This is a genomic window from Chryseobacterium aquifrigidense (assembly GCF_006716485.1).
Classification (GTDB): domain Bacteria; phylum Bacteroidota; class Bacteroidia; order Flavobacteriales; family Weeksellaceae; genus Chryseobacterium; species Chryseobacterium vietnamense.
Genome location: NZ_VFPD01000001.1, coordinates 969816 through 989504 on the forward strand (window position 1 = coordinate 969816; position 19689 = coordinate 989504).

20 protein-coding genes are annotated in these 19689 nt (G+C 36.8%); 12 read left to right on the forward strand and 8 right to left on the reverse strand.

What is annotated here, in order from left to right; all coding sequences use genetic code 11:
- Positions 1-4: 4 nt before the first annotated feature.
- On the reverse strand, positions 5-490 hold the full coding sequence (locus FB551_RS04275; protein WP_047431309.1) for a hypothetical protein: 486 nt from the start codon (positions 488-490) through the stop codon (positions 5-7).
- 229 nt (positions 491-719) lie between these two features.
- On the opposite strand from FB551_RS04275, the gene FB551_RS04280 reads away from it, so the two are divergent.
- Positions 720-2549 (forward strand): cytochrome-c peroxidase, encoded by a 1830-nt coding sequence (locus FB551_RS04280; protein ID WP_142015398.1) that lies wholly within the window; start codon positions 720-722, stop codon positions 2547-2549.
- A gap of 162 nt (positions 2550-2711) precedes the next feature.
- Here FB551_RS04280 and FB551_RS04285 read toward each other — a convergent pair whose 3' ends face one another.
- Positions 2712-3107: a helix-turn-helix domain-containing protein gene (locus FB551_RS04285; protein ID WP_226798616.1), complete on the reverse strand. Its 396-nt coding sequence runs from the start codon at positions 3105-3107 to the stop codon at positions 2712-2714.
- Positions 3108-3576: 469 nt separating this feature from the next.
- On the opposite strand from FB551_RS04285, the gene FB551_RS04290 reads away from it, so the two are divergent.
- Together FB551_RS04290 and FB551_RS04295 are read left to right on the forward strand one after the other, a co-directional pair.
- Positions 3577-5730, forward strand: coding sequence for an alkaline phosphatase PhoX (locus FB551_RS04290; RefSeq protein WP_142015400.1), 2154 nt, complete (start codon positions 3577-3579; stop codon positions 5728-5730).
- A 58-nt stretch (positions 5731-5788) separates the two neighbouring features.
- Positions 5789-6688: a leucine-rich repeat domain-containing protein gene (locus tag FB551_RS04295; RefSeq protein ID WP_142015403.1), complete on the forward strand. Its 900-nt coding sequence runs from the start codon at positions 5789-5791 to the stop codon at positions 6686-6688.
- A gap of 2 nt (positions 6689-6690) precedes the next feature.
- Here FB551_RS04295 and FB551_RS04300 read toward each other — a convergent pair whose 3' ends face one another.
- A complete protein-coding gene (locus FB551_RS04300; RefSeq protein WP_034696743.1) occupies positions 6691-7014 on the reverse strand; it encodes a translation initiation factor in 324 nt (107 codons plus the stop codon).
- A 162-nt stretch (positions 7015-7176) separates the two neighbouring features.
- On the opposite strand from FB551_RS04300, the gene FB551_RS04305 reads away from it, so the two are divergent.
- From FB551_RS04305 to FB551_RS04330, 6 genes are all read left to right on the forward strand, one after another.
- Positions 7177-8106, forward strand: a complete 930-nt coding sequence (locus FB551_RS04305) for a DUF2268 domain-containing putative Zn-dependent protease (RefSeq protein ID WP_142015405.1) — start codon at positions 7177-7179, stop codon at positions 8104-8106.
- Positions 8107-8279: 173 nt separating this feature from the next.
- Positions 8280-9821, forward strand: coding sequence for a 2,3-bisphosphoglycerate-independent phosphoglycerate mutase (gene gpmI / locus FB551_RS04310; RefSeq protein WP_142015408.1), 1542 nt, complete (start codon positions 8280-8282; stop codon positions 9819-9821).
- Between the two features lie 150 nt (positions 9822-9971).
- On the forward strand, positions 9972-10949 hold the full coding sequence (locus tag FB551_RS04315) for an acyl-ACP desaturase (RefSeq protein WP_047431293.1): 978 nt from the start codon (positions 9972-9974) through the stop codon (positions 10947-10949).
- 87 nt (positions 10950-11036) lie between these two features.
- Positions 11037-11468, forward strand: coding sequence for a BT0820 family HAD-type phosphatase (locus tag FB551_RS04320; protein ID WP_034696738.1), 432 nt, complete (start codon positions 11037-11039; stop codon positions 11466-11468).
- Between the two features lie 157 nt (positions 11469-11625).
- Positions 11626-12435, forward strand: coding sequence for a type I methionyl aminopeptidase (gene map / locus FB551_RS04325; protein WP_047431289.1), 810 nt, complete (start codon positions 11626-11628; stop codon positions 12433-12435).
- Complete coding sequence (locus FB551_RS04330) at positions 12435-13202, forward strand: class I SAM-dependent methyltransferase (RefSeq protein ID WP_047431287.1); 768 nt, start codon at positions 12435-12437, stop codon at positions 13200-13202. The genes map and FB551_RS04330 overlap by 1 nt, the downstream gene beginning before the upstream one ends.
- A 48-nt stretch (positions 13203-13250) precedes the next feature.
- On the opposite strand, the gene FB551_RS04335 is transcribed toward FB551_RS04330, so the two are convergent.
- The 4 genes from FB551_RS04335 to FB551_RS04345 all read right to left on the reverse strand — a co-directional run bounded on the left by FB551_RS04335 (position 13251) and on the right by FB551_RS04345 (position 15261).
- A complete protein-coding gene (locus FB551_RS04335; protein WP_142015411.1) occupies positions 13251-13961 on the reverse strand; it encodes a T9SS type A sorting domain-containing protein in 711 nt (236 codons plus the stop codon).
- A 147-nt stretch (positions 13962-14108) separates the two neighbouring features.
- A complete protein-coding gene (locus FB551_RS04340; protein ID WP_047431281.1) occupies positions 14109-14441 on the reverse strand; it encodes a DMT family transporter in 333 nt (110 codons plus the stop codon).
- A gap of 60 nt (positions 14442-14501) precedes the next feature.
- Complete coding sequence (locus FB551_RS23185) at positions 14502-14648, reverse strand: hypothetical protein (protein ID WP_156121428.1); 147 nt, start codon at positions 14646-14648, stop codon at positions 14502-14504.
- 49 nt (positions 14649-14697) lie between these two features.
- On the reverse strand, positions 14698-15261 hold the full coding sequence (locus FB551_RS04345) for a Crp/Fnr family transcriptional regulator (RefSeq protein ID WP_142015415.1): 564 nt from the start codon (positions 15259-15261) through the stop codon (positions 14698-14700).
- Between the two features lie 319 nt (positions 15262-15580).
- On the opposite strand from FB551_RS04345, the gene era reads away from it, so the two are divergent.
- Together era and FB551_RS04355 are read left to right on the forward strand one after the other, a co-directional pair.
- Entirely contained in the window at positions 15581-16456 is an 876-nt protein-coding gene (era, locus tag FB551_RS04350; RefSeq protein WP_142015417.1) for a GTPase Era, read from the forward strand.
- A 68-nt stretch (positions 16457-16524) separates the two neighbouring features.
- The gene (locus tag FB551_RS04355) at positions 16525-16953 is read left to right on the forward strand and encodes a DoxX family protein (protein WP_047431274.1); all 429 of its coding nucleotides are present in this window, start codon (positions 16525-16527) and stop codon (positions 16951-16953) included.
- 58 nt (positions 16954-17011) lie between these two features.
- Here the strand turns inward: FB551_RS04355 and FB551_RS23690 are convergent, their stop codons facing one another.
- Positions 17012-17161, reverse strand: a complete 150-nt coding sequence (locus tag FB551_RS23690; protein WP_310019254.1) for a bacteriocin-like protein — start codon at positions 17159-17161, stop codon at positions 17012-17014.
- A 118-nt stretch (positions 17162-17279) separates the two neighbouring features.
- Here FB551_RS23690 and FB551_RS04360 point away from each other — a divergent pair, with 118 nt between their 5' ends.
- The gene (locus tag FB551_RS04360) at positions 17280-19682 is read left to right on the forward strand and encodes an alpha/beta hydrolase family protein (RefSeq protein WP_142015420.1); all 2403 of its coding nucleotides are present in this window, start codon (positions 17280-17282) and stop codon (positions 19680-19682) included.
- Positions 19683-19689 lie beyond the last annotated feature (7 nt).

The following is a 19689-nucleotide window of genomic DNA, read 5'->3' on the forward strand; positions in this document are numbered from 1 at the left end:
TTTTTTAGTTAATCATAATGGCTTCTTTATAAGGAGAGGCCATTACCTCGTAGATGTCATTGTATTCTTCTACAATCCTTTTCTGACCATTCATTACCTCATATACAGTAATGACGGTCTTTTCTATGTTTTTAGGATCTTTCCTCTGTGAAGTGATTTCGTAGAAGTGATCATCTTTTTTAAGAATAGAAATCAGTTCTTCCTTTGTTGAATTGTTGGAAGTCATCATTCCGGGGAATTCTGTAACAATATCTTTCAGGTCAGAATAGTTTTTATAAGGTTTGGTTACCCCATTGGAATGTACATAGACATTGGGAATGTTTTTATCTTTTTCCAGGCGGACCAAATAATAATCAGATCCTCTTTTCTCGGCATATACAGCCATTTCCTGTGGCTTTGTTTCCTGTTTTTCCGGTTGCTTCTTCTTTTGGGAAAATGCAGTCACAGAAAGGAAACTTGCCGCAACAGCAAACCATAGTTTTGTTTTCATACTCCTATTTAGTTTTTTTGATGTGTTGAATTTAATTTAAAAAAATCCTCTCCCAATAATCTCCCGCCATTATTTTACCGGTATTTCGAAAAACCGTTTCTTTAGAATAATGAATTTGATTTCGGGGTTTAAAATTAGTGAAAAATATTGTATCAGAAATATAAACATTATTTAATCTGTTATTAAAACTGAGATAACATCAGATCGATACTTTTGCCACTAAAAATTCATGAGATCTTATCCACTGCTTGTAATTGTCCTTCTGATAGGATTTGCAGTAATGTCTTTTAATCCTGTTTATAAAGGAAGAGAAAGCGAAAATACATTTGTCAATAAAGGGTTGTCCGACTTTAAAACCAAGCTTGAGCAGCTGAAATCAGATGTTGAAAAGTTCTCAGAAGATCGTATCTCACTCCAGGAATTACAGAAATCACTCAGCAGCACAAGAAATTCATTCAAAGAAATTGAATTCTACATTGCTTACCATTATCCGGAATTTACCAAAACACACCTTAACGCAGCGCCTTTGTTTCACATTGAAGCTGCGGGAACATCAGCCTATACACTTCCTCCTGAAGGATTGCAGGTGCTGGATGAACTGATATTTTCAGATGAAGCAGGAAATGAAAAAGAAAAGATCAAAACCATTACTACCTTTTTATACAACAGCTATTCCGGATTTTATCTGAGTGCTTTAAAAAATGGATTGAGCAAAGGAAACAACAAAACATTGCCTTTACGCATAGAGCTGATCAGGATTTATTCCCTTGGCGTTTCTGGCTTTGATACCCCAGGTTCTCTTAATATTTCTGAGGAGACACGCCATGCTCTTTCCGGAATGCAGAAGTATATTAATGATGATCCTTATTTTAAAAATTATAACAGTCAGAAAGCCAATCAAATTTTAACCGAAGCAATTAATTATCTTTCAAAAAACACCGATTTCGAAACCTTTGACAGGATTGAGTTTTATAAAAAATACGTGCAGCCTTTGTATGAAGAATTGGGAAAATGGGACGGAAGACCTGATGATCTTAAAGAATTTTCCGGCTGGAATGTTGGAAATAAGAATTTTTTCAGCAGTGATTTTTTAGATCCGTATTTTTATACCTTATTGAAGTCCTCGGAAGATAATCCGGAACTTCGCAGCCTTGGAAAATCCATTTTCTATGACCAAAACTTAAGTGGCAATGGTAAAATGAGCTGTGCAACCTGCCACCTTCAGGAAAATGCTTTTACAGACCTTAAAACAAAATCGCAAAGCAATGTAGAAGGGAAAACTGTATTGAGAAACTCTCCATCTTTATATAATGCGGTTTTTGCCAAGAGGTTTTTCTATGATCTTCGGGCTTTTTATCTGGAACAGCAGGCAGAGCACGTTATTTATAATGAACAGGAATTCAATACAAGCTATGAAAGTATTATTCAGAAACTAAAAACAAAACCAGAATATAAGAAAGCGTTCCGAAATGCATTTAAAGATGGGAAGATCAGCAAAGAAAATTTTTCAAAAGCACTAAGCTCTTATGTTGCTTCATTGTATTCATTTGACAGCGATTTTGATCGTTTTATGAGGAACGAAAAGAACATTTCTGATGATGTGAAAAAAGGATTCAACCTGTTTATGGGGAAAGCCAATTGTGCAACCTGTCATTTTGCGCCCACCTTTTCTGGATTAGTCCCACCATTTTTTAATGAAAATGAATCTGAAGTGCTGGGAATACCCACCAGACCGATCAAACAGCTTCCTGTAGAGCTTGATCAGGATCTGGGAAGAGGAAACAGCCCGGTGAAAAAGGAAAAATCATGGATTTATGATTATTCATTCAAAACGGTAACGGTAAGAAATAGTGCACTTACCAAGCCATACTTCCATAACGGAGCTTTCAATACCTTGGAAGAAGTACTGGATTTTTATAATGAAGGCGGAGGAGAAGGATTAGGATTGAAAATGAAAAACCAAACCCTCGCCCCAGATAAATTAAACCTCACCGAAACAGAAATAAAACAGATCATTGCCTTTCTGAATGCTCTTACGGATGTGAGTAAAGCGAAATAGGCGGGTTACGGGGTTCGGGATTACGGGTTTGTGAGGACCGAGATTCGGCAGGAATGATATGGTTTTAATAAAAATAGGCTAAATTTTGAAACTTGTGTAATGTGACCTACGCTTGTTTTAGAATTTAGCCTAAAGTTTTACAGATCGGATCAACCTGTCTGTTTATTTATTTTGGATCAGCTTTTCCAGCTTATCAATCATTTCCTGCTGTTGTTTTAGCATACGTTCATAAAGTTCAATCATCTTGTCAAGGGGATTGAAAGTGGGTTGGTTATTAAAAAAGGCTGGTTGTTGACAATTATCAAAAGTGGCTGTATTAGAAATAATGTTTATCGCTTGTTCTTCATCAAAATTCTCAATTGCTTCTGCCGGAACCTTCAGAATCTGAGCTACCCGTGCCAAAACATCAGACTCTACAATTTCTTTTTGTTCCAAAAGAGAGACTTTCTTCTGATTCCAGTCGTCACCTAATTCAAAAGCTAAAGCTTCCTGCTTGATACCCAGTATTTCACGGAAACGTTTGATATTTCTGCCCTGATGTATTTTTTTATTTTGCATAGCTGTGTCAATCATAATAACAAATATAAAGTTTTAAGAGATAAGAATAAAGCTCGTTTTGAAAATAAATTATCTTCTAAAATACTCAGGTTTTCGAATAAAAATTTCTCTTTTATCTTATTGATCAAAGTATTTTTAGAATTAATCAACCAATACGATAAACATCAATACATCAAAAAACAAATCCCACAACTATCAATTATCGACTTGAACCCCACACCCCACACCCCGAAATCCCGAAATCCCGAAATCCCGAGTCTCGCCCCTCGCCACTTGTACCCCGAAACTTCAACCCTAAAACTCTCCCATACTCAAACCCTACATTCCCTGCGTCATTTAACACAAAATTAATCCCCTTAACATTAGGTTTTTGATAAGTTAATATTCAGTGATTTAGATTTAAAATCCTATTAACAGAGAGAAAGCGCTAAAAAAATAATTTTGCAAGGTCTAATAAATCAAATATAAAATGAAGAAAAAACTACTTACAGTGGGAGCCTTGGCTATACTGGCCAGTTCTGGTCTTCAGGCGCAGACCTTGATATTCAATAAGAACGCGTCGTGGAGCTACAAAGATAACAACCAGGCACAACCGGCCGGTTGGAATACCCAAACCTATGATATTTCAACATGGGCGGTAGGAAACGGTCCTTTAGGATACGGAGATCCGGTAACGACTACCATCAACTCAGGGCTTACTACAGCTTATTTTGCTAAAGATTTTACAGTAGATCTTTCTACGCTTTCCGATACTATGGAGCTGGGAATAATGAGAGATGACGGTATTATCGTATACCTAAACGGAGAGGAAGTCGTAAGAGACAATATGCCTGCAGGTGCTGTTACATTCAATACCTTTTCATCTACAACTATTGATGGAGCGGCAGAAAGTGTTTACAACCTGTTCACTATTCCGAAATCAAAATTTGTAAACGGTGTTAACAGACTTTCAATAGAATTGCACAACAGAAGCGCAACCAGTTCAGATTTAAGAATTGATGCTTACCTGAAAACTACATCTAATACAACCATTCCTGTTGCTTGTAACGGGACGCATATCAGCTGCTTCACTTCAATTGTTCCTACAGCACAGACTGATAAGTTAATTATTCCCGCAGAACACAAATACCAGCTTATTTTAAAAGAAGGAGACAGCTATACTGAAGGCGGAGGATTAGTGGGAGGTCAGAATGACTTTACCGCTTATGTTCCAAAAACAGGAAGCAGTACCAACGGATATCTTTCTGTAAACCATGAAACGAATCCCGGAGGAGTTACCATGGCAGAAATCAATTATAACGCGACTTCCAAGCTTTGGCAGCTGACAAAATCAAGAGCGGTAAGTTTCTCAGATCCAAGTTTGGTACAAACCATCAGAAACTGTTCCGGAGGAATTACACCATGGGGAACCGTGGTAACAGCAGAAGAGTCTGTGACTTCCAATGACGTTAACAATGATGGATACAAAGATTACGGTTGGTTAGTAGAAATTGATCCTGCAACAGCACAGGTTATTTCTAAAAATACTGACGGTTCCAAAGGAAAACTTTGGCAGATGGGAATCATGAACCATGAAAACGTAGTGATCAATAATGCAGGAACTATAGCGTATTATGGAGAAGATGGTGGAACTCACATGGTATACAAATACGTAATGGATACTCCAAATGATCTTTCGTCAGGAAATCTTTATGTGTTGAAACTCGATCAGGGACTAACGGCAGCAGGAGATCCGGCAGGAACTACAGGAACATGGATTCAGGTTCCTAACAAAACTAAAGTTGACCAGAATAATACCAACACCAACGCCCTGTCATTAGGCGGAACAAAATTCAATGGAGTAGAAGATGTTGATATCAGTCCGCTGGATGGAAAAATCTATTTTACAGCAAAAGGATTAGATAGAGTATACCGTTTACAGGATAACGGAACTACAACTTCTCAGGTAGAAACATTTGTAGGTGGAGGTTCTTCTGTATATTCTTTCAATACGGCTCAGGGAATGAAGTCTGAAGCCTGGGGAGATGGAAACGACAACCTTACTTTCGATGAACTTGGAAACCTTTGGGTACTTCAGGATGGAGGTAAAAACTATATCTGGGTCATTGCTCCGGATCACACACAGGCCAACCCGAAAGTAAGATTATTTGCTTCTATGCCGGCTGGTTCAGAGCCTACAGGTCTTACGTTCACGCCAGATCATAAATTCGGTTTCTTCTCTATTCAGCACCCGGATTCAACAATCTCTACAGACGTAGATGCAACAGGAAATACGATTGATTATAAAGGAAAATCAGCAACGATCGTTATTGCCCTTAAAAATAACCTTGGAACTGAAGGAACTTTAGGAACTATTGATACCAAAACTGCAGAAAATACAATAACGGTAGCACCAAATCCAACTTCAGGAATCGTTAAAATCAATTCTGCAAAAGGATTGAAAGATATTTCTGTAACAGCTTACAGCATGGACGGGAAAATCGTTTACACGAAGAAGTTCAATGGAACCAATAAAGTATTGGATCTTGATTTCACACAACAGTTGGAAGGATCACGGGTTTTAGTTTTAAATATTGAAGCTGAAGGAGGATTCCAGAAAACAGTTAAACTTATAAAGAAATAAATTATTTATAATTCTTGTCTGTCAGTGACTTCTGTTGCTGGCAGACCTTTTTATGTATATGAAAAAGCTTTTCTTACTTATTTCCATACTATCGCTTTCACAAATCAAAGCACAGATTGATCCGGTGAAGTATCCGACGTTTACCAATATTGAAGAGGCACTAAGCAGTAAAAAAGCAGTGTACAGTATGAGCTTCAGGCAAAAGGGACTGTTTAATCTTCCTCCTCAGATCGTGAAACTGGATTCATTATTCTTTCTGAATATCATGGCGAATAAGCTTGAGAAAATGGATCATGAACTCTTTGTCTTAAAAGAACTGGAAATATTAAATGTGAATGAAAATAGTATTAAATATATTCCCGATGAAGTAAGCAATCTGAAGAAACTGACCACTTTTTCAATGAATCTGAATAGCCTGACAAGCATTAATCCTAATCTTGCAAAGCTTCAGAACCTCAAAGTTGTCCATTTTGATGCCAACAATCTGAATACTTTTCCCGAGGCCCTTATGGAAATTCCGGCTCTGGAAGAAATAAATCTTCAGGGAAACCAGATCAGCTTTATAGCAGACAGGTTGCACCGCATCAAAAACCTCAAATTTCTCAATCTTTCAGACAACCAGATCAATGACCTTGGAAATTTGTCTTTTCCAGAAAATTTAAAATACCTTGAACTGCAGCAGAATGCCATCATCAGGCTTCCTGAAAATCTTTTTAAAGCAAGAAATCTTGAATTTCTGAATGTAAGCGGAAATAATATTACAGAACTGTCACCCAAAGTAAAAGGGCTGAAAAATATCGTCAGCATGAATCTGGCCAATAATAATCTGAAAGATATCCCTGTAGAAATCAAGCAGCTTAAAAATCTGAAAACATTGATTCTTACAGGAAATCCTATAGAAAAATCTACCATTGAAAACTTAAAAACCTTACTGCCGGAAACTCAGATCTATTTCTAGAACTATCCGCCTACACGTTTGGTTTTATATCCCATTTCTTTAAGGATATTCATTATTTTATCACGGTTGTCCCCCTGGATGATAATTGTTCCATCCTTCTCAGAGCCGCCTATACCTAAGGTGGTTTTTATTTTCTTTGAGATTTTTTTCAGGTCTTCCTCACTGCCTTCCCAGCCTTCAACAATCGTTACAGGCTTGCCGTTTCTTCCTTTTTTCTCAAATTTGCACACCAAAGGCTCTTTCTGCTTGAATTGTTCTTCAGGCATCTCGAAATCCTGCTCTTCATGATCAGGAAAAAGATTCTTCAATTGATCTCGTAAATCCATAACGCAAAATTAAAAAGATTTACGGATTAATGAACGGAAATAATCAACGAAATTTCAATTTTTCTAACCTTGTCAAGGTTTAAAACTTTAACAGTGTTTATTTCGATTCTGTATAAGTTTTTATATTTTTAACCGTTTGATAAGATATCTTAAAAAACTAATATGAAAACCAGATACATTTTTACATGTCTTCTTTTAGCTTCCGGAATTGCAAAAGCACAGACAAATTTCTCCACCGATCCACTGAGTGCAGTTTTTGAAACTAAAGATACAGACCGGTTCTGGAAAGCATTTGATAAAATGGGTGCCTCAAAAGAAAACCCTTTTACAGATTATATCAACAACGGATCTCAAGGCGTAAAAGGTTTTATGGAATACAGGATCATTAATGCTGATTCATTGTATACCATGGTCAAAAAGAGAAAAGAGGACTATCTGAAAAGCCGTCATGTTCTGGCAGGGATCAATCAAAAAGGAAGAAGGATCAGAGCTGTTTACAGTGCATTAAAATACTGGTATCCGCAAGCAAAATTTCCACCTATATATTTTGTATATGGAAGATTTAATACTGGAGGAACATTTTCTAAAGACGGAATTATGATCGGCACTGAAACTCTTCAGAATCTGGATGGCATTGCAGGACTTGTTTCACATGAGACGATTCACTTTCAACAGGATATCAAAGGAACTGATAACCTTTTAAAATACACATTAAGTGAAGGGAGTGCTGATTTTCTCAGTGAGCTGGTATCAGGAGAAACCAATAACAGTCCGTTTTATAAATATGGAGAAGCCAATGCTGATAAATTGTACAAAGAATTTGTAACTGTCCTTAAGAAGAATGATCCTACAGATTGGCTTTATGGAACCAGTAAAAAAGATGATCGTCCTAATGATCTTGGGTATTGGATGGGATATAAAATTTCTGAGGCTTATTTCTTGAAACAATCAGACAAGCATAAGGCTATCCATAATATTTTAAATATCCAGAATCCTCTTCTGTTTCTGAAAGACAGTGGTTTTCTGGATCGGTATATCAGAGAATATGTGAAGCAAAATAATAGCAGTTTTGAAGATTTTTTTAAAGAATAATACTGGCAATTTAATAGATCATCATTACCCGAACCGTGTCAAGGTTTTAAACCTTGACACGGTTAAAATTTCAAAAGTAATTGACTAATCATCAGCAGTTCATAAAATTCAAGACCTCAAATTCTTCTATTCATAGGAAATTAGGTAAATTTGTCTAACAAAAGTTTTACAAAATGTCGAAAAAAGCAATACTGGCCATTCTTGACGGATGGGGATTGGGAACAAACCCTAACGTTTCTGCTATAGATAAAGCAAATACACCATTCATAGACAGCTGTTACCAAAAATTTCCCCATACTACGCTTGAAGCAAGTGGGTTGGCTGTAGGTTTACCAGCAGGCCAGATGGGAAATTCTGAAGTAGGACACATGAACCTGGGAGCCGGGAGAGTAGTATACCAAAACCTGGTAAAGCTGAACATGGCTGTTGAAAATGGAACATTGGGTCAGGAGAAAGTGATTCAGGATGCCTTTGAATACGCAAAAAAAGAAAATAAAAAAGTACACTTTATCGGACTGGTTTCCAATGGAGGGGTGCATTCACATATCAATCACCTGAAAGGATTATTAACTGCCGCAAAACAATTCGGATTGAATGAGAATGTATTTGTGCACGCATTTACTGATGGTAGAGATTGTGATCCGCACTCAGGATTAGGCTTTATCGATGAACTTCAGAAGCATATGGAAGCAACTACCGGAAAGCTGGCAACAGTGGTAGGAAGATATTATGCCATGGACAGAGATAAAAGATGGGAACGTGTAAAATTAGCGTACGGTGCCCTTGTAGAAGGAATAGGAGAACAGACAACGGATGCTCTGGCAACCATTAAGATGTATTATGATAATAATGTTACCGATGAATTCCTGAAACCAATCATTTTGATGAATACAACCGCTACAGGAAATGTAGTGCCGGTAGCAAGAATCATTGAAGATGATGTGGTAATCTGTTTTAATTTCCGTACAGACAGAGGAAGAGAAATCACCGAAGTTCTTTCCCAAAAGGATTTCCCGGAATTTGGAATGAAAAAACTGAACCTGTATTATATTACATTAACGAATTATGATAAAACATTCCAGAATGTACAGGTAGTTTTTGATGAAAATGTTCTGACAGAAACTATGGGTGAAATTCTTGAAAAAAACGGAAAATCCCAGATAAGAATTGCAGAAACAGAGAAATATCCACACGTTACTTTCTTCTTTTCAGGAGGAAGAGAAGAAGAGTTTAAAGGAGAAAGAAGACTGCTTTGTCCAAGCCCGAAAGATGTTCCTACTTACGATCTGAAGCCGGAAATGTCAGCATATGATATCACCAATGCAATCGTACCGGAGCTGGAGCAGGGAACGGCTGACTTTGTTTGTCTGAATTTCGCCAATACAGATATGGTGGGCCACACAGGCGTTTTTGAAGCTGCTGTAAAAGCCGCTGAGGTTGTGGACCATTGTATTGAAAAAGTAGCAACAGCTGCTTATGAAAACGGATATGCTGTTTTCATCCTTGCCGATCACGGAAACTCAGATGTAATGATCAATCCGGACGGAACTCCCAATACTCAGCACTCTACAAACCTGGTTCCTTTTATCGTAATGGATAAAGACCGTATATGGAATCTGAAGCCAGGAAAACTGGGTGATGTAGCGCCTACTATCCTTGATGTAATGGGCGTTGAAATACCAGAAGCAATGACCGGAGAAGTTTTAGTTAGTTAAAATTCAACAATATTGTTAAAAAAATGCCGTTATGCTTTAGCAGCGGCATTTTTTTTATGATTTATGTCAGATAAAGTATGACTTGCATACTTTATTATGCGCTAAATAATAAATAAATTATATCTTTGTAAATTAAAACTGAATAGTAAAATGTATCAAAAGCTTGTTAGGAAAGAAGTAATGGGATTATTGGAAAAGGAAGTAGGTTCTTTTCTTGATAAATTTTTAACGCCAATTGAAAAAATATGGCAGCCTTCCGATTATTTACCAGATCCTTCAAGCGAAGAATTTAAACACGACCTGGAAGAAATCCAAACTTTTGCCCGTGAAATGCCTTACGATCTTTTTGTAACATTGATTGGGGACTGTATTACAGAAGAAGCTCTTCCTTCCTATGAGTCTTGGTTAATGGGAGTTGATGGCATCAATCAGGAAGAAAAATTAGGCTGGGCCAATTGGGTAAGAGCTTGGACTGCTGAAGAAAACAGACACGGAGATTTGTTAAACAAATATCTTTATCTGTGCGGAAGAGTAAACATGAGAGAAGTGGAAATTACCACTCAATACCTGATTAATGATGGCTTCGATTTAGGAACCAGCATGGATCCATACAGAAACTTTATTTACACAAGCTTCCAGGAAACCGCTACCAATATCTCTCACAGAAGAGTTGGTACATTGGCTAAACAATCAGGAAACGGAAAACTGGCAAAAATGTGTGGTGTAATTGCTGCAGATGAAGCAAGACACGCTAAAGCATACAAACATTTCGTAGCAAAAATCCTTGAGGTAGATCCTTCAGAAATGATTCTTGCATTCGAAGATATGATGCGTAAGAAAATTGTAATGCCTGCTCACTTAATGAGACAGTCCGGACAGAAAGCCGGTGAACTTTGGGGACATTTCTCAGATGCTGCGCAAAGATGTATGGTCTACACAGGTCAGGATTATATCAATATCATGAAAGACCTTTTAGATGAATGGAAAATTGAGCACGTAAAAGGACTTACAGAGAAAGCAGAAAAAGCTCAGGAATACCTGATGAAGCTTCCTGCAAGACTACAGAAGATTACAGACAGAGTGTCTACTCCTGATCTTCAGTTCCAGTTTAGCTGGGTAAAAAGCTAATAAGATCTTAAAATATAAAAGTATTGAGTGCCTTTCTTTTGGGCACTCTTTTTATTTCTTATCTTTGCAAAGCTAAAAAAAAACAAAATGTTAAATAATAAAAAGATTGCTGTTGACTTTGACGGGACTATTGTTGATGATGCTTACCCGGCCATTGGAAAACCGAAAACTTTTGCATTCGAAACTTTAAAAAGACTTCAATCTGAAGGTTTCAGATTGATACTTTGGACGTACAGACACGGAAAAACATTAGATGAAGCTGTAGAATTCTGTAAAAAAAACGGAATAGAATTTTATTCCGTGAACTCAAGCTTTGAAGGAGAAGTTTTTGACCCCGAAAATCAGTCCAGAAAATTAGATGCAGACTGGTTTATTGACGACAGGAATTTAGGAGGATTTCCAGGATGGGGTGAGATCTACAATATTATTCAGGAAAGAATAGAATTCCGTGTAGAAGGAAAAGAAGTTCTTGCCTATTCAAAACTTAAAAAAGAAAAGAAAAAAGGACTTTTCTGGTAGGATAGAACGGGAAGCCGGATATTAGAAATTAGTTTTTAATGTCAAATCAAAGCTTCTGTTTTTTGATCAGAGAAAGTTTATAGATTGTTATAATATAGAAATACACATCACGCTGTAATCTAGCTTCTAACATCTGATATCTAATATCTATACAACAATGATTCAATTAAAAACGATAGACGAATTACGTCTGATGAAGGAGAGCGCCCGACTGGTTTCTAAAACATTGGGAATGTTGGCAAAAGAAATTAAACCGGGAATTACTACCTTATATTTAGATAAACTGGCTCATGATTTTATTAAAGATCATGGTGCCGAACCCGCATTCTTAGGATACGGAGGATTTCCAAATTCCCTTTGTATCTCTCCGAATGAGCAGGTAGTTCATGGTTTCCCAAACAATGATATAGTGAAAGAAGGAGATGTTCTTTCTGTAGACTGTGGAGTTATTCTGAACGGTTTTGTAGGAGATCATGCCTATACTTTTGAAATCGGGGAAGTGAAGCCTGAGGTTAAAAAATTATTGCAGGTTACCAAAGAATCTTTATACAAAGGAATTGAGCAGGTTGTCAGAGGAAAAAGGATAGGAGATATCTCCCATGCTATCCAGGCACATTGTGAAAAAGAAGGGTATGGAGTGGTAAGAGAACTTGTAGGCCATGGATTAGGTAGAAAAATGCACGAAGATCCACAGGTTCCGAACTATGGAAGACAGGGGAGCGGAAAAGTTATTAAAGACGGTTTGGCAATTGCTATCGAGCCGATGGTTAATATGGGAACTGAAAAAGTGAAGTTTCATAACGATGGCTGGACAGTAACTACTTTAGACAATATGCCTTCTGCTCACTTCGAACATGACGTAGCAGTAATCAATGGTAAGCCGGTATTGCTTTCAACATTTGATTATGTATACGAAGCTTTAGGGATTGTAAGTGATGAAGAAAAGCAGTTCCAACTGGATTTTTAATGAAAAAGGTAACCAAGCTTTTACTGAATAAAATTCCACGCCCTATGCTTATTAAAATGAGCATCTGGGCAAGACCGCTTATTTATCAGTTTTTCAAAGGAGATCAGTTCTTTGACCCTATTGATGGAAGATCTTACAGAAAATTTCTTCCGTACGGATACGGAAAACAAAGGGAAAATGCACTTTCTCCGGGAACGTTAAGTTTGGAAAGACACCGTCAGATGTGGCTGTATCTTCAGAACGAAACTGATTTTTTCATTAAGAATTATAAAGTTCTGCATATTGCTCCCGAACAGGAATTTTTAAGGAAATTCAAGAGAATGAGCAACCTGAACTATATCTCGGCAGACCTGTATTCTCCTATTGTAGACGTAAAGGCTGATATTCTGGATTTACCGTTCGAAAATGACAGTTTTGATATCATTTTCTGTAACCACGTTCTGGAACATATTGAAGATGATGCAAAAGCTATGAGCGAGCTGTACAGAGTAATGAAGCCCGGCGGATGGGGAATTCTTCAGGTTCCGATGAAAAATTCATTGGAGAAAACCTACGAAGATTTCACGATTAAAGATCCCAAAGAACGTCAGAAACATTTCGGACAATATGATCACGTTCGTTGGTATGGAATGGATTATTTCGACCGTCTAAAAAAAGCAGGTTTCGAAGTAGAGTCCAATTTCTATTCACAGACATTCTCTGAAGAAGAAATAAAAAAATTCGGGTTAAGACACAATGAAATCTTGCCTGTAGTTTATAAAAAATAAAATAAAAAACCGTTTTCAGTTATTGAAGACGGTTTTTTTATTTCTCTATTACTCTTTTGTAAAAGGATATGCTTTATAATTTTCCAAAACTAAAATATATTGCCCTTTTTGCAAACGACTTGTATCAATTGATATTTTAGTGTCATTTGTTGTGGTTTCAAATACCAGTTTCCCTGATAGATCATAGATCTTAAGCGGAAGTTTTCTCTCAATATTTTCAAGATGCAAAACCTCTTTTACAGGATTTGGATACGCTTTAAAAGTTTTTGTCGCTGTTTCAGTTTCTTTAGTACTTAGCTGTGCACTGTTGTTATAATATATCTTATTTCCTGAAGGATCAGTGATCATAAGCGTTTTAACATTACCGTTGGTTGTGATCTGATAACTGTATATAGATCCGTAAGCACCTAAAACATACGCATCACAGTTTTTCTGATCGTAGGCACGAACAGGTCCTGCATTTCCTCCATTATAAAATAAAAGAGTACAAGAGCTTGCTGTTTTGATGAGATTATTACCTCCCGATACAACCCCGAAACTCATCATAGAGGTGTTATAATATCTGGAGTTAATGACATAGCTTGTTCCTCCCGCAGAATTAAAGGTCGTAGCAGGAACTCCATTATCTATTAAAGGCGTGTTGGTTGTCTGGCCGCTGTTGGTCACCATCTTGGAAATATACCAATTATTGGAAAGCAGTTCAGAAGTTTGCTGGGCAGTCAGTAAACTACCTGCTAAAAGGAATAGTAATTTCTTCATAAGTTAAAAGTTTCCGGTAAAGATATAAAAAGAATTCATTCCTACCGGTCAGTTGATCAGGATAATAAAGATCAAAATTCAGAACAAAAAACCGCCTTCATTACGAAGACGGTTTCATTTTTAAATATAGATAGAAGTTTATGTCTCTTAGTGTGATGAAGACACGGCTTTCAGGCCTACTACAGAACCAATAAGTGTTACAATAAAGAAAACTCTCCAAAAGCTTACAGGATCTTTAAAGAAGATAATTCCCATTAAAGCAGTTCCTACCGCTCCAATTCCTGTCCATACGGCATAAGCAGTACCAATAGGTAAGGTTTGGGTCGCTTTAATTAATAAAACCATACTGATGGTCATGGTTATCAGGAAACCGGCATACCACAGGTACATCTCAGTCCCTGACGTTTCTTTTGCCTTTCCCAGACATGATGCGAAGGCAACTTCAAATAATCCCGCAATAACTAATAGTAACCAATTCATTTTTTTAAATTTTTCTACTGCAAAGTTCAGAATTTGACAGGAGAAAAAATTTTACAATTGTTAAAAAATGAAATTGAGAATAGTTTTAAAGGAAGGAAGCTGGGAGCTGGAAGATGGAGGATTTGAATAGAAGGCTGCCTTCATATCAATAGGAGTGGACTTTAGTCCGCTTTCAATATAAACAATCATTCCTTTGGCTTTAGCCAAAACATAAGATTTTTTAATCTTTCAATTCCTCAATTTTTAAACTGAAAATTTACTTTATCTCAGCTCTTATTCTACTTAAACTTACCTGCGTAATCCCAAGATACGACGCAATATACCCCAGCTGAACCCTTTTTAGCAGCTCAGGTTGATAAGCCATAATATCTTTATAACGTTCAAGAGAAGTTTTGAACTGTCTGGAAATAATCAGTTCTTCAGATTTTATCATTTCTGCTTCTGCCAGCTTTCGTCCCCAGTTGGCAATATGGATATCTTCATTAAACAGTTTTCTTAGATTTTCTGTTTCCATTCTGTACAGATCACAGTCTTCCAGTAATTCAATGCTTTCATAGCCGGGTTTGTCTTCCACATAACTTTTCATCGAGAGAATACATTGTCCCTCACTTCCGAACCAGAAAGTAATATCATTATCAGCCGTTGAAGAATAGGCTCTTGCAATTCCTTTACGGATAAAATACAGATAAGGAATCACTTTGTCGGCTTCCATCAGACAGAAGCCTTTAGGATAGGAAATCTCCGTAATATGTTCTTTTAAACTGTTTTTTGATGCCTCAGGAAGAAGGTAAACCTTATCAAGAATCTGGTCTATATTCATAAAGATGAATTCTAATATTCAAAAATATTAGTTTTAAGTAATGCAATACAAAATTATCCTGTAATTTTTATCAGAAATCTTGGGATAAATCGGATCAAATTATTCCGAATCCAATTTTTTTAGTATCAATATTACAAAGGAAAGATTAAAATTCCCCTTCACAGGAGGGTAGCGAAAATTCAAAGAATTTTTGATGGAGGTAGTTTAGCTTTTACAATCCTATATTTCACAATATAACTCTCTTTTTTCTTTAAAAATTAAGATTAACTGTAAAGACCAGTTTTGTTTTACTAACTTTGCAGTTCGTAATATTATTTTTATGCACAAAGCTGGATTTGTAAATATAGTTGGAAAGCCCAATGCGGGAAAATCGACCTTACTCAACCGATTGATGGGAGAGAAGTTGGCGATTGTAACGCAGAAAGCTCAGACAACCCGCCACAGAATTTTTGGTATTTATAATGAAGATGATCTTCAGATTGTATTTTCTGATACTCCGGGAGTATTGGATCCAAAATACGGACTACAGGAAAAAATGATGGATTTTGTAAAGGATTCTTTACAGGATGCTGACGTCTTCCTGTTTATTGTAGATGTTACCGATAAAGCAGAACCATCAGAATTTTTAATAGATAAACTGAATAAAATCCCTGTACCCGTACTTCTTCTTCTCAATAAAGTAGATCAGACGGATCAGGCAGGCCTTGAAAAATTGGTGGAAGATTGGCACAACAGAATTCCAAAGGCGGAAATTTTGCCTATTTCTGCATTGAACGCCTTTAATACAGAGGTTATTTTACCTAAAATAAAATCTTTACTGCCTGAGAATCCGCCGTACTATGATAAAGACCAGTACACGGATAAACCTGAAAGATTCTTTGTTAATGAGGCAATTCGTGAGAAAATTCTTTTGAACTATGATAAAGAAATTCCATATTCTGTAGAAGTTGTGACAGAACAGTTCAAAGAGAAAGAAGGAATTATCTTTATAGACTCTATTATTTATGTAGAAAGAGATACTCAGAAAGGAATTATTATCGGGCATAAAGGAGAAGCGATTAAAAAAGTTGGAACTGAAGCCAGATTAGACCTTGAGAAGTTCTTCACCAAAAAAATTCACTTAAACCTTTTTGTAAAAGTGAAAAAAGACTGGAGAAAGAACGACAGAGATCTTAAGAATTTCGGTTACAGATAGACTAAAATAGCCTGTAATCCCGTTGTATTAACAGATTTTTTATTACCTTAGTATAAATTTATTAGTACATGAACTATAATAATTCAAATTTCGGCTCCATACTTAAAGATATTATTTTACTGGCCGTAAGAGTGTTTGTTGGTTTTGCTATGCTTTCTCATGGTTTTCCAAAGCTTCAGATGCTATTGGCAGGTGGTAAAATCGAGTTTTTTGATTTTATGGGATTGGGTCCGCAAGTATCATTGATTCTTACGGTTTTTGCTGAATTTGTATGTTCAATACTTCTTATATTAGGGCTTTTTACAAGAGTTGCTCTTGGATTTTTAATCTTTACCATGATTATTGCAGGTTTTGTAGTGCATGGAGCAGATCCGTTCGAAAAAAGAGAAATGGCACTTGTCTATCTTTCCGTTTATCTTTTACTTATGGTGATAGGCGCAGGAAAAGTGTCAGTAGATCATATGATTGAAAGAAGAAAAAGAGCTTCAGACTGGTAATCTTATAAGAATATAAAATAGAAAAGGCACTTCAGGAAATGAAGTGCCTTTTTCGTTGTTAATAATTGCAGTTAGGCAAGCATTCCCAGATCAGGGCTCCGTTTTCGTCCCTTACTCTGCAAGCCATAAAGCCTGAATCACATAATGGAGCGCTTCCTCCGTTAATCATTTTTAAATGTCCTTTTGATAATTTTTTTAAATTTTTCATATTATTTTAATTTGTAAGACTAATGTAATAAAAAAACAAATATGACACTAAAAGGAGTCTTATTTTAAGTGTTAAAATTCTTTTAAAATTCACTACATTCGTAGAAAATGAATTTATAATGAAGATAAAACTGACTATTTGCCTATTGGCATTTCTCAATTTTTATGATGCACAGGAAAATATTAACTATCAGAAACCTTCTGCGGAGATTTTAAAACTTGCAGATTATGAAAGACCTCCAAGTGTTCTGATGAACAGCAAAAAAGACTGGGTAGTGTTTACGTATCGGCCTACATATAAAACATTGGAAGACCTCAGTCAGAATGAAATGAAGCTTGGTGGACTTAGAATCAATCCGGTTACTAATATTTCAAGCAGCATGATCTACTCCAACAATCTGAAGATCAGAAAGCTCCATGATAAAAATGAGATTCAGGTAAAAAATTTACCTTCCCATTCAAAAATTGCCTACATTTCGTTTTCACCGGATGAAAAGAAACTGGCCTTTACCAATACAACCGCTAAAGGGGTAGAACTCTGGGTAGTGGATATGGAAACAGCTTCAGCCCAAAAAATTACAGCTGATAATCTCAATGCCAATTTAGGAATGCCGTATCTATGGAATAACGATTCTCAAAGCTTCCTGATCAGAACTCTTCCACAAAACAGAGCAGCTCTTATAAATGCAGACGAAGACCTTCCGACAGGCCCGATTGTTTCAACAGCAGATGGTAAGGTTTCCCAGAACAGAACTTATCAGGACCTTTTGAAGAATCCTCAGGATGAAAAAAACTTTGAGACCCTTACTGCTTCTGAAATTTATAATGTAAATCTTACAGGAAATCTTAAGAAACTGAAAGACCAGGATATGTATGCCGGCTTAAGTTTATCTCCGGACGGAAAGTACCTGTTGGCCACAATTATTAAAAAGCCATTCTCCTATATTGTACCACTCAGCAGATTTCCATCTACAACGATGGTGTATGATATGAATGGAAATACTGTGAAAACGGTAAATGATGTTCCTTTGAATGAAATCATGCCAAAAGGTTTCTCCTCTGTAAGAACCGGAAAAAGAGAAATGACATGGAGAAGCGATGCTCCGGCTACCCTTACTTATGCGGAAGCTTTGGATGGAGGAGATCAGTCTAAAACAGCAGAGTACAGAGACGAGGTATTTACCTGGGAAGCTCCGTTTACAGCGGCTCCGAAATCTTTCTTCAAAACAAAGCAGAGATATAAGGACGTGGTGTGGACTAATGATCACTATGCTATTGTTTCTGAAGGCTGGTATGATACAAGAAATACAAAATCTTACCTGTTGGATCTTAACAACGGAGAATCTAAAGTTTTCGATGACAGAAATTACCAGGATGTTTACAGTGATCCCGGACATTTTAATACAACGAAAAACCAATACGGAAAATCTGTAGTCGATATGAAGGGTGGAAAAGCCTACCTTATTGGTGATGGATTTACCAAAGATGGACAGCATCCATTTATCGACGAAATGGATATTAAATCTTTGAAAAAGAAAAGACTTTATACCTCTGATCTGAAAAATGCTAAAGAAGGGATTGTAGATATTTTAAACCCTTCAAGAGGAGAAATCCTGACAACGCAGCAGTCGCCAAGCCAGTATCCGAATTATTTTAAAAAGAATATTAAATCCAATAAAGCAGAAGCAGTAACCAACTTTGCAAACCCTTTTGAAAGTATCAAAGACGTTTATAAAGAAGTGATTACTTATAAGAGAAATGATGGTGTTACCCTAACGGGAACCCTTTATTTACCTGCAAATTATGATAGAAAGGCAAAGAAAGAAAAATTACCTTTATTAATCTGGGCTTATCCAAGAGAGTATAAAGATAAGGATACTGCAGGACAGAGTACTCAAAATGATAATGATTTTACGTTCCCTACGTATGGATCTTTTGTGTACTGGACGGCAAAAGGATATGCTGTTTTAGATAATGCAGCTTTCCCAATTGTCGGGGAAGGAAAAACAGAACCTAATGATACCTTTATCCCTCAGTTGGTAGCCAATGCAGCTGCTGCCATTGATGCGGTAGATCATTTAGGATATATTGACAGGAAGAAAGTGGCTGTAGGAGGGCATTCTTACGGTGCATTTATGACGGCAAACCTTCTGACGCATTCTAACCTTTTTGCCTGTGGAATTGCAAGAAGTGGAGCTTATAACAGAACATTGACACCATTCGGATTCCAGAGTGAGCAGAGAAACTATTGGGATGTTCCGGAAATCTACAATACAATGTCTCCGTTCATGCATGCAGACAAAATGAAAACACCACTTCTTCTGATTCATGGGGATGCAGATAACAACCCGGGAACATTTACATTGCAGACTGAAAGATACTTCCAGGCACTGAAAAACCTGGGTGCTCCGGTGAAGATGGTTCTTCTTCCAAAAGAAGCCCACAGTTACCAGGCCAAAGAAAATATCTTACACGTTTTATGGGAACAGGATCAGTTCCTTGAAAAGTGCCTGAAGAAATAAATAAAGA

Bases quoted from the DNA above. Each gene is read 5' to 3' on its own strand.
- gpmI (WP_142015408.1), top strand. From the start codon at position 8,280: ATGTCGAAAAAAGCAATACTGGCCATTCTTGACGGATGGGGATTGGGA.
- FB551_RS04290 (WP_142015400.1), top strand. From the start codon at position 3,577: ATGAAGAAAAAACTACTTACAGTGGGAGCCTTGGCTATACTGGCCAGT.
- FB551_RS04305 (WP_142015405.1), top strand. From the start codon at position 7,177: ATGAAAACCAGATACATTTTTACATGTCTTCTTTTAGCTTCCGGAATT.
- FB551_RS23690 (WP_310019254.1), bottom strand. From the start codon at position 17,161: ATGAAAAATTTAAAAAAATTATCAAAAGGACATTTAAAAATGATTAAC.
- FB551_RS04340 (WP_047431281.1), bottom strand. From the start codon at position 14,441: ATGAATTGGTTACTATTAGTTATTGCGGGATTATTTGAAGTTGCCTTC.
- FB551_RS04295 (WP_142015403.1), top strand. From the start codon at position 5,789: ATGAAAAAGCTTTTCTTACTTATTTCCATACTATCGCTTTCACAAATC.
- FB551_RS04320 (WP_034696738.1), top strand. From the start codon at position 11,037: ATGTTAAATAATAAAAAGATTGCTGTTGACTTTGACGGGACTATTGTT.
- FB551_RS04315 (WP_047431293.1), top strand. From the start codon at position 9,972: ATGTATCAAAAGCTTGTTAGGAAAGAAGTAATGGGATTATTGGAAAAG.
- FB551_RS04285 (WP_226798616.1), bottom strand. From the start codon at position 3,107: ATGCAAAATAAAAAAATACATCAGGGCAGAAATATCAAACGTTTCCGT.
- FB551_RS04275 (WP_047431309.1), bottom strand. From the start codon at position 490: ATGAAAACAAAACTATGGTTTGCTGTTGCGGCAAGTTTCCTTTCTGTG.
- FB551_RS04355 (WP_047431274.1), top strand. From the start codon at position 16,525: ATGAACTATAATAATTCAAATTTCGGCTCCATACTTAAAGATATTATT.
- FB551_RS04360 (WP_142015420.1), top strand. From the start codon at position 17,280: ATGAAGATAAAACTGACTATTTGCCTATTGGCATTTCTCAATTTTTAT.
- map (WP_047431289.1), top strand. From the start codon at position 11,626: ATGATTCAATTAAAAACGATAGACGAATTACGTCTGATGAAGGAGAGC.
- FB551_RS04300 (WP_034696743.1), bottom strand. From the start codon at position 7,014: ATGGATTTACGAGATCAATTGAAGAATCTTTTTCCTGATCATGAAGAG.
- era (WP_142015417.1), top strand. From the start codon at position 15,581: ATGCACAAAGCTGGATTTGTAAATATAGTTGGAAAGCCCAATGCGGGA.
- FB551_RS04335 (WP_142015411.1), bottom strand. From the start codon at position 13,961: ATGAAGAAATTACTATTCCTTTTAGCAGGTAGTTTACTGACTGCCCAG.
- FB551_RS04330 (WP_047431287.1), top strand. From the start codon at position 12,435: ATGAAAAAGGTAACCAAGCTTTTACTGAATAAAATTCCACGCCCTATG.
- FB551_RS04345 (WP_142015415.1), bottom strand. From the start codon at position 15,261: ATGAATATAGACCAGATTCTTGATAAGGTTTACCTTCTTCCTGAGGCA.
- FB551_RS04280 (WP_142015398.1), top strand. From the start codon at position 720: ATGAGATCTTATCCACTGCTTGTAATTGTCCTTCTGATAGGATTTGCA.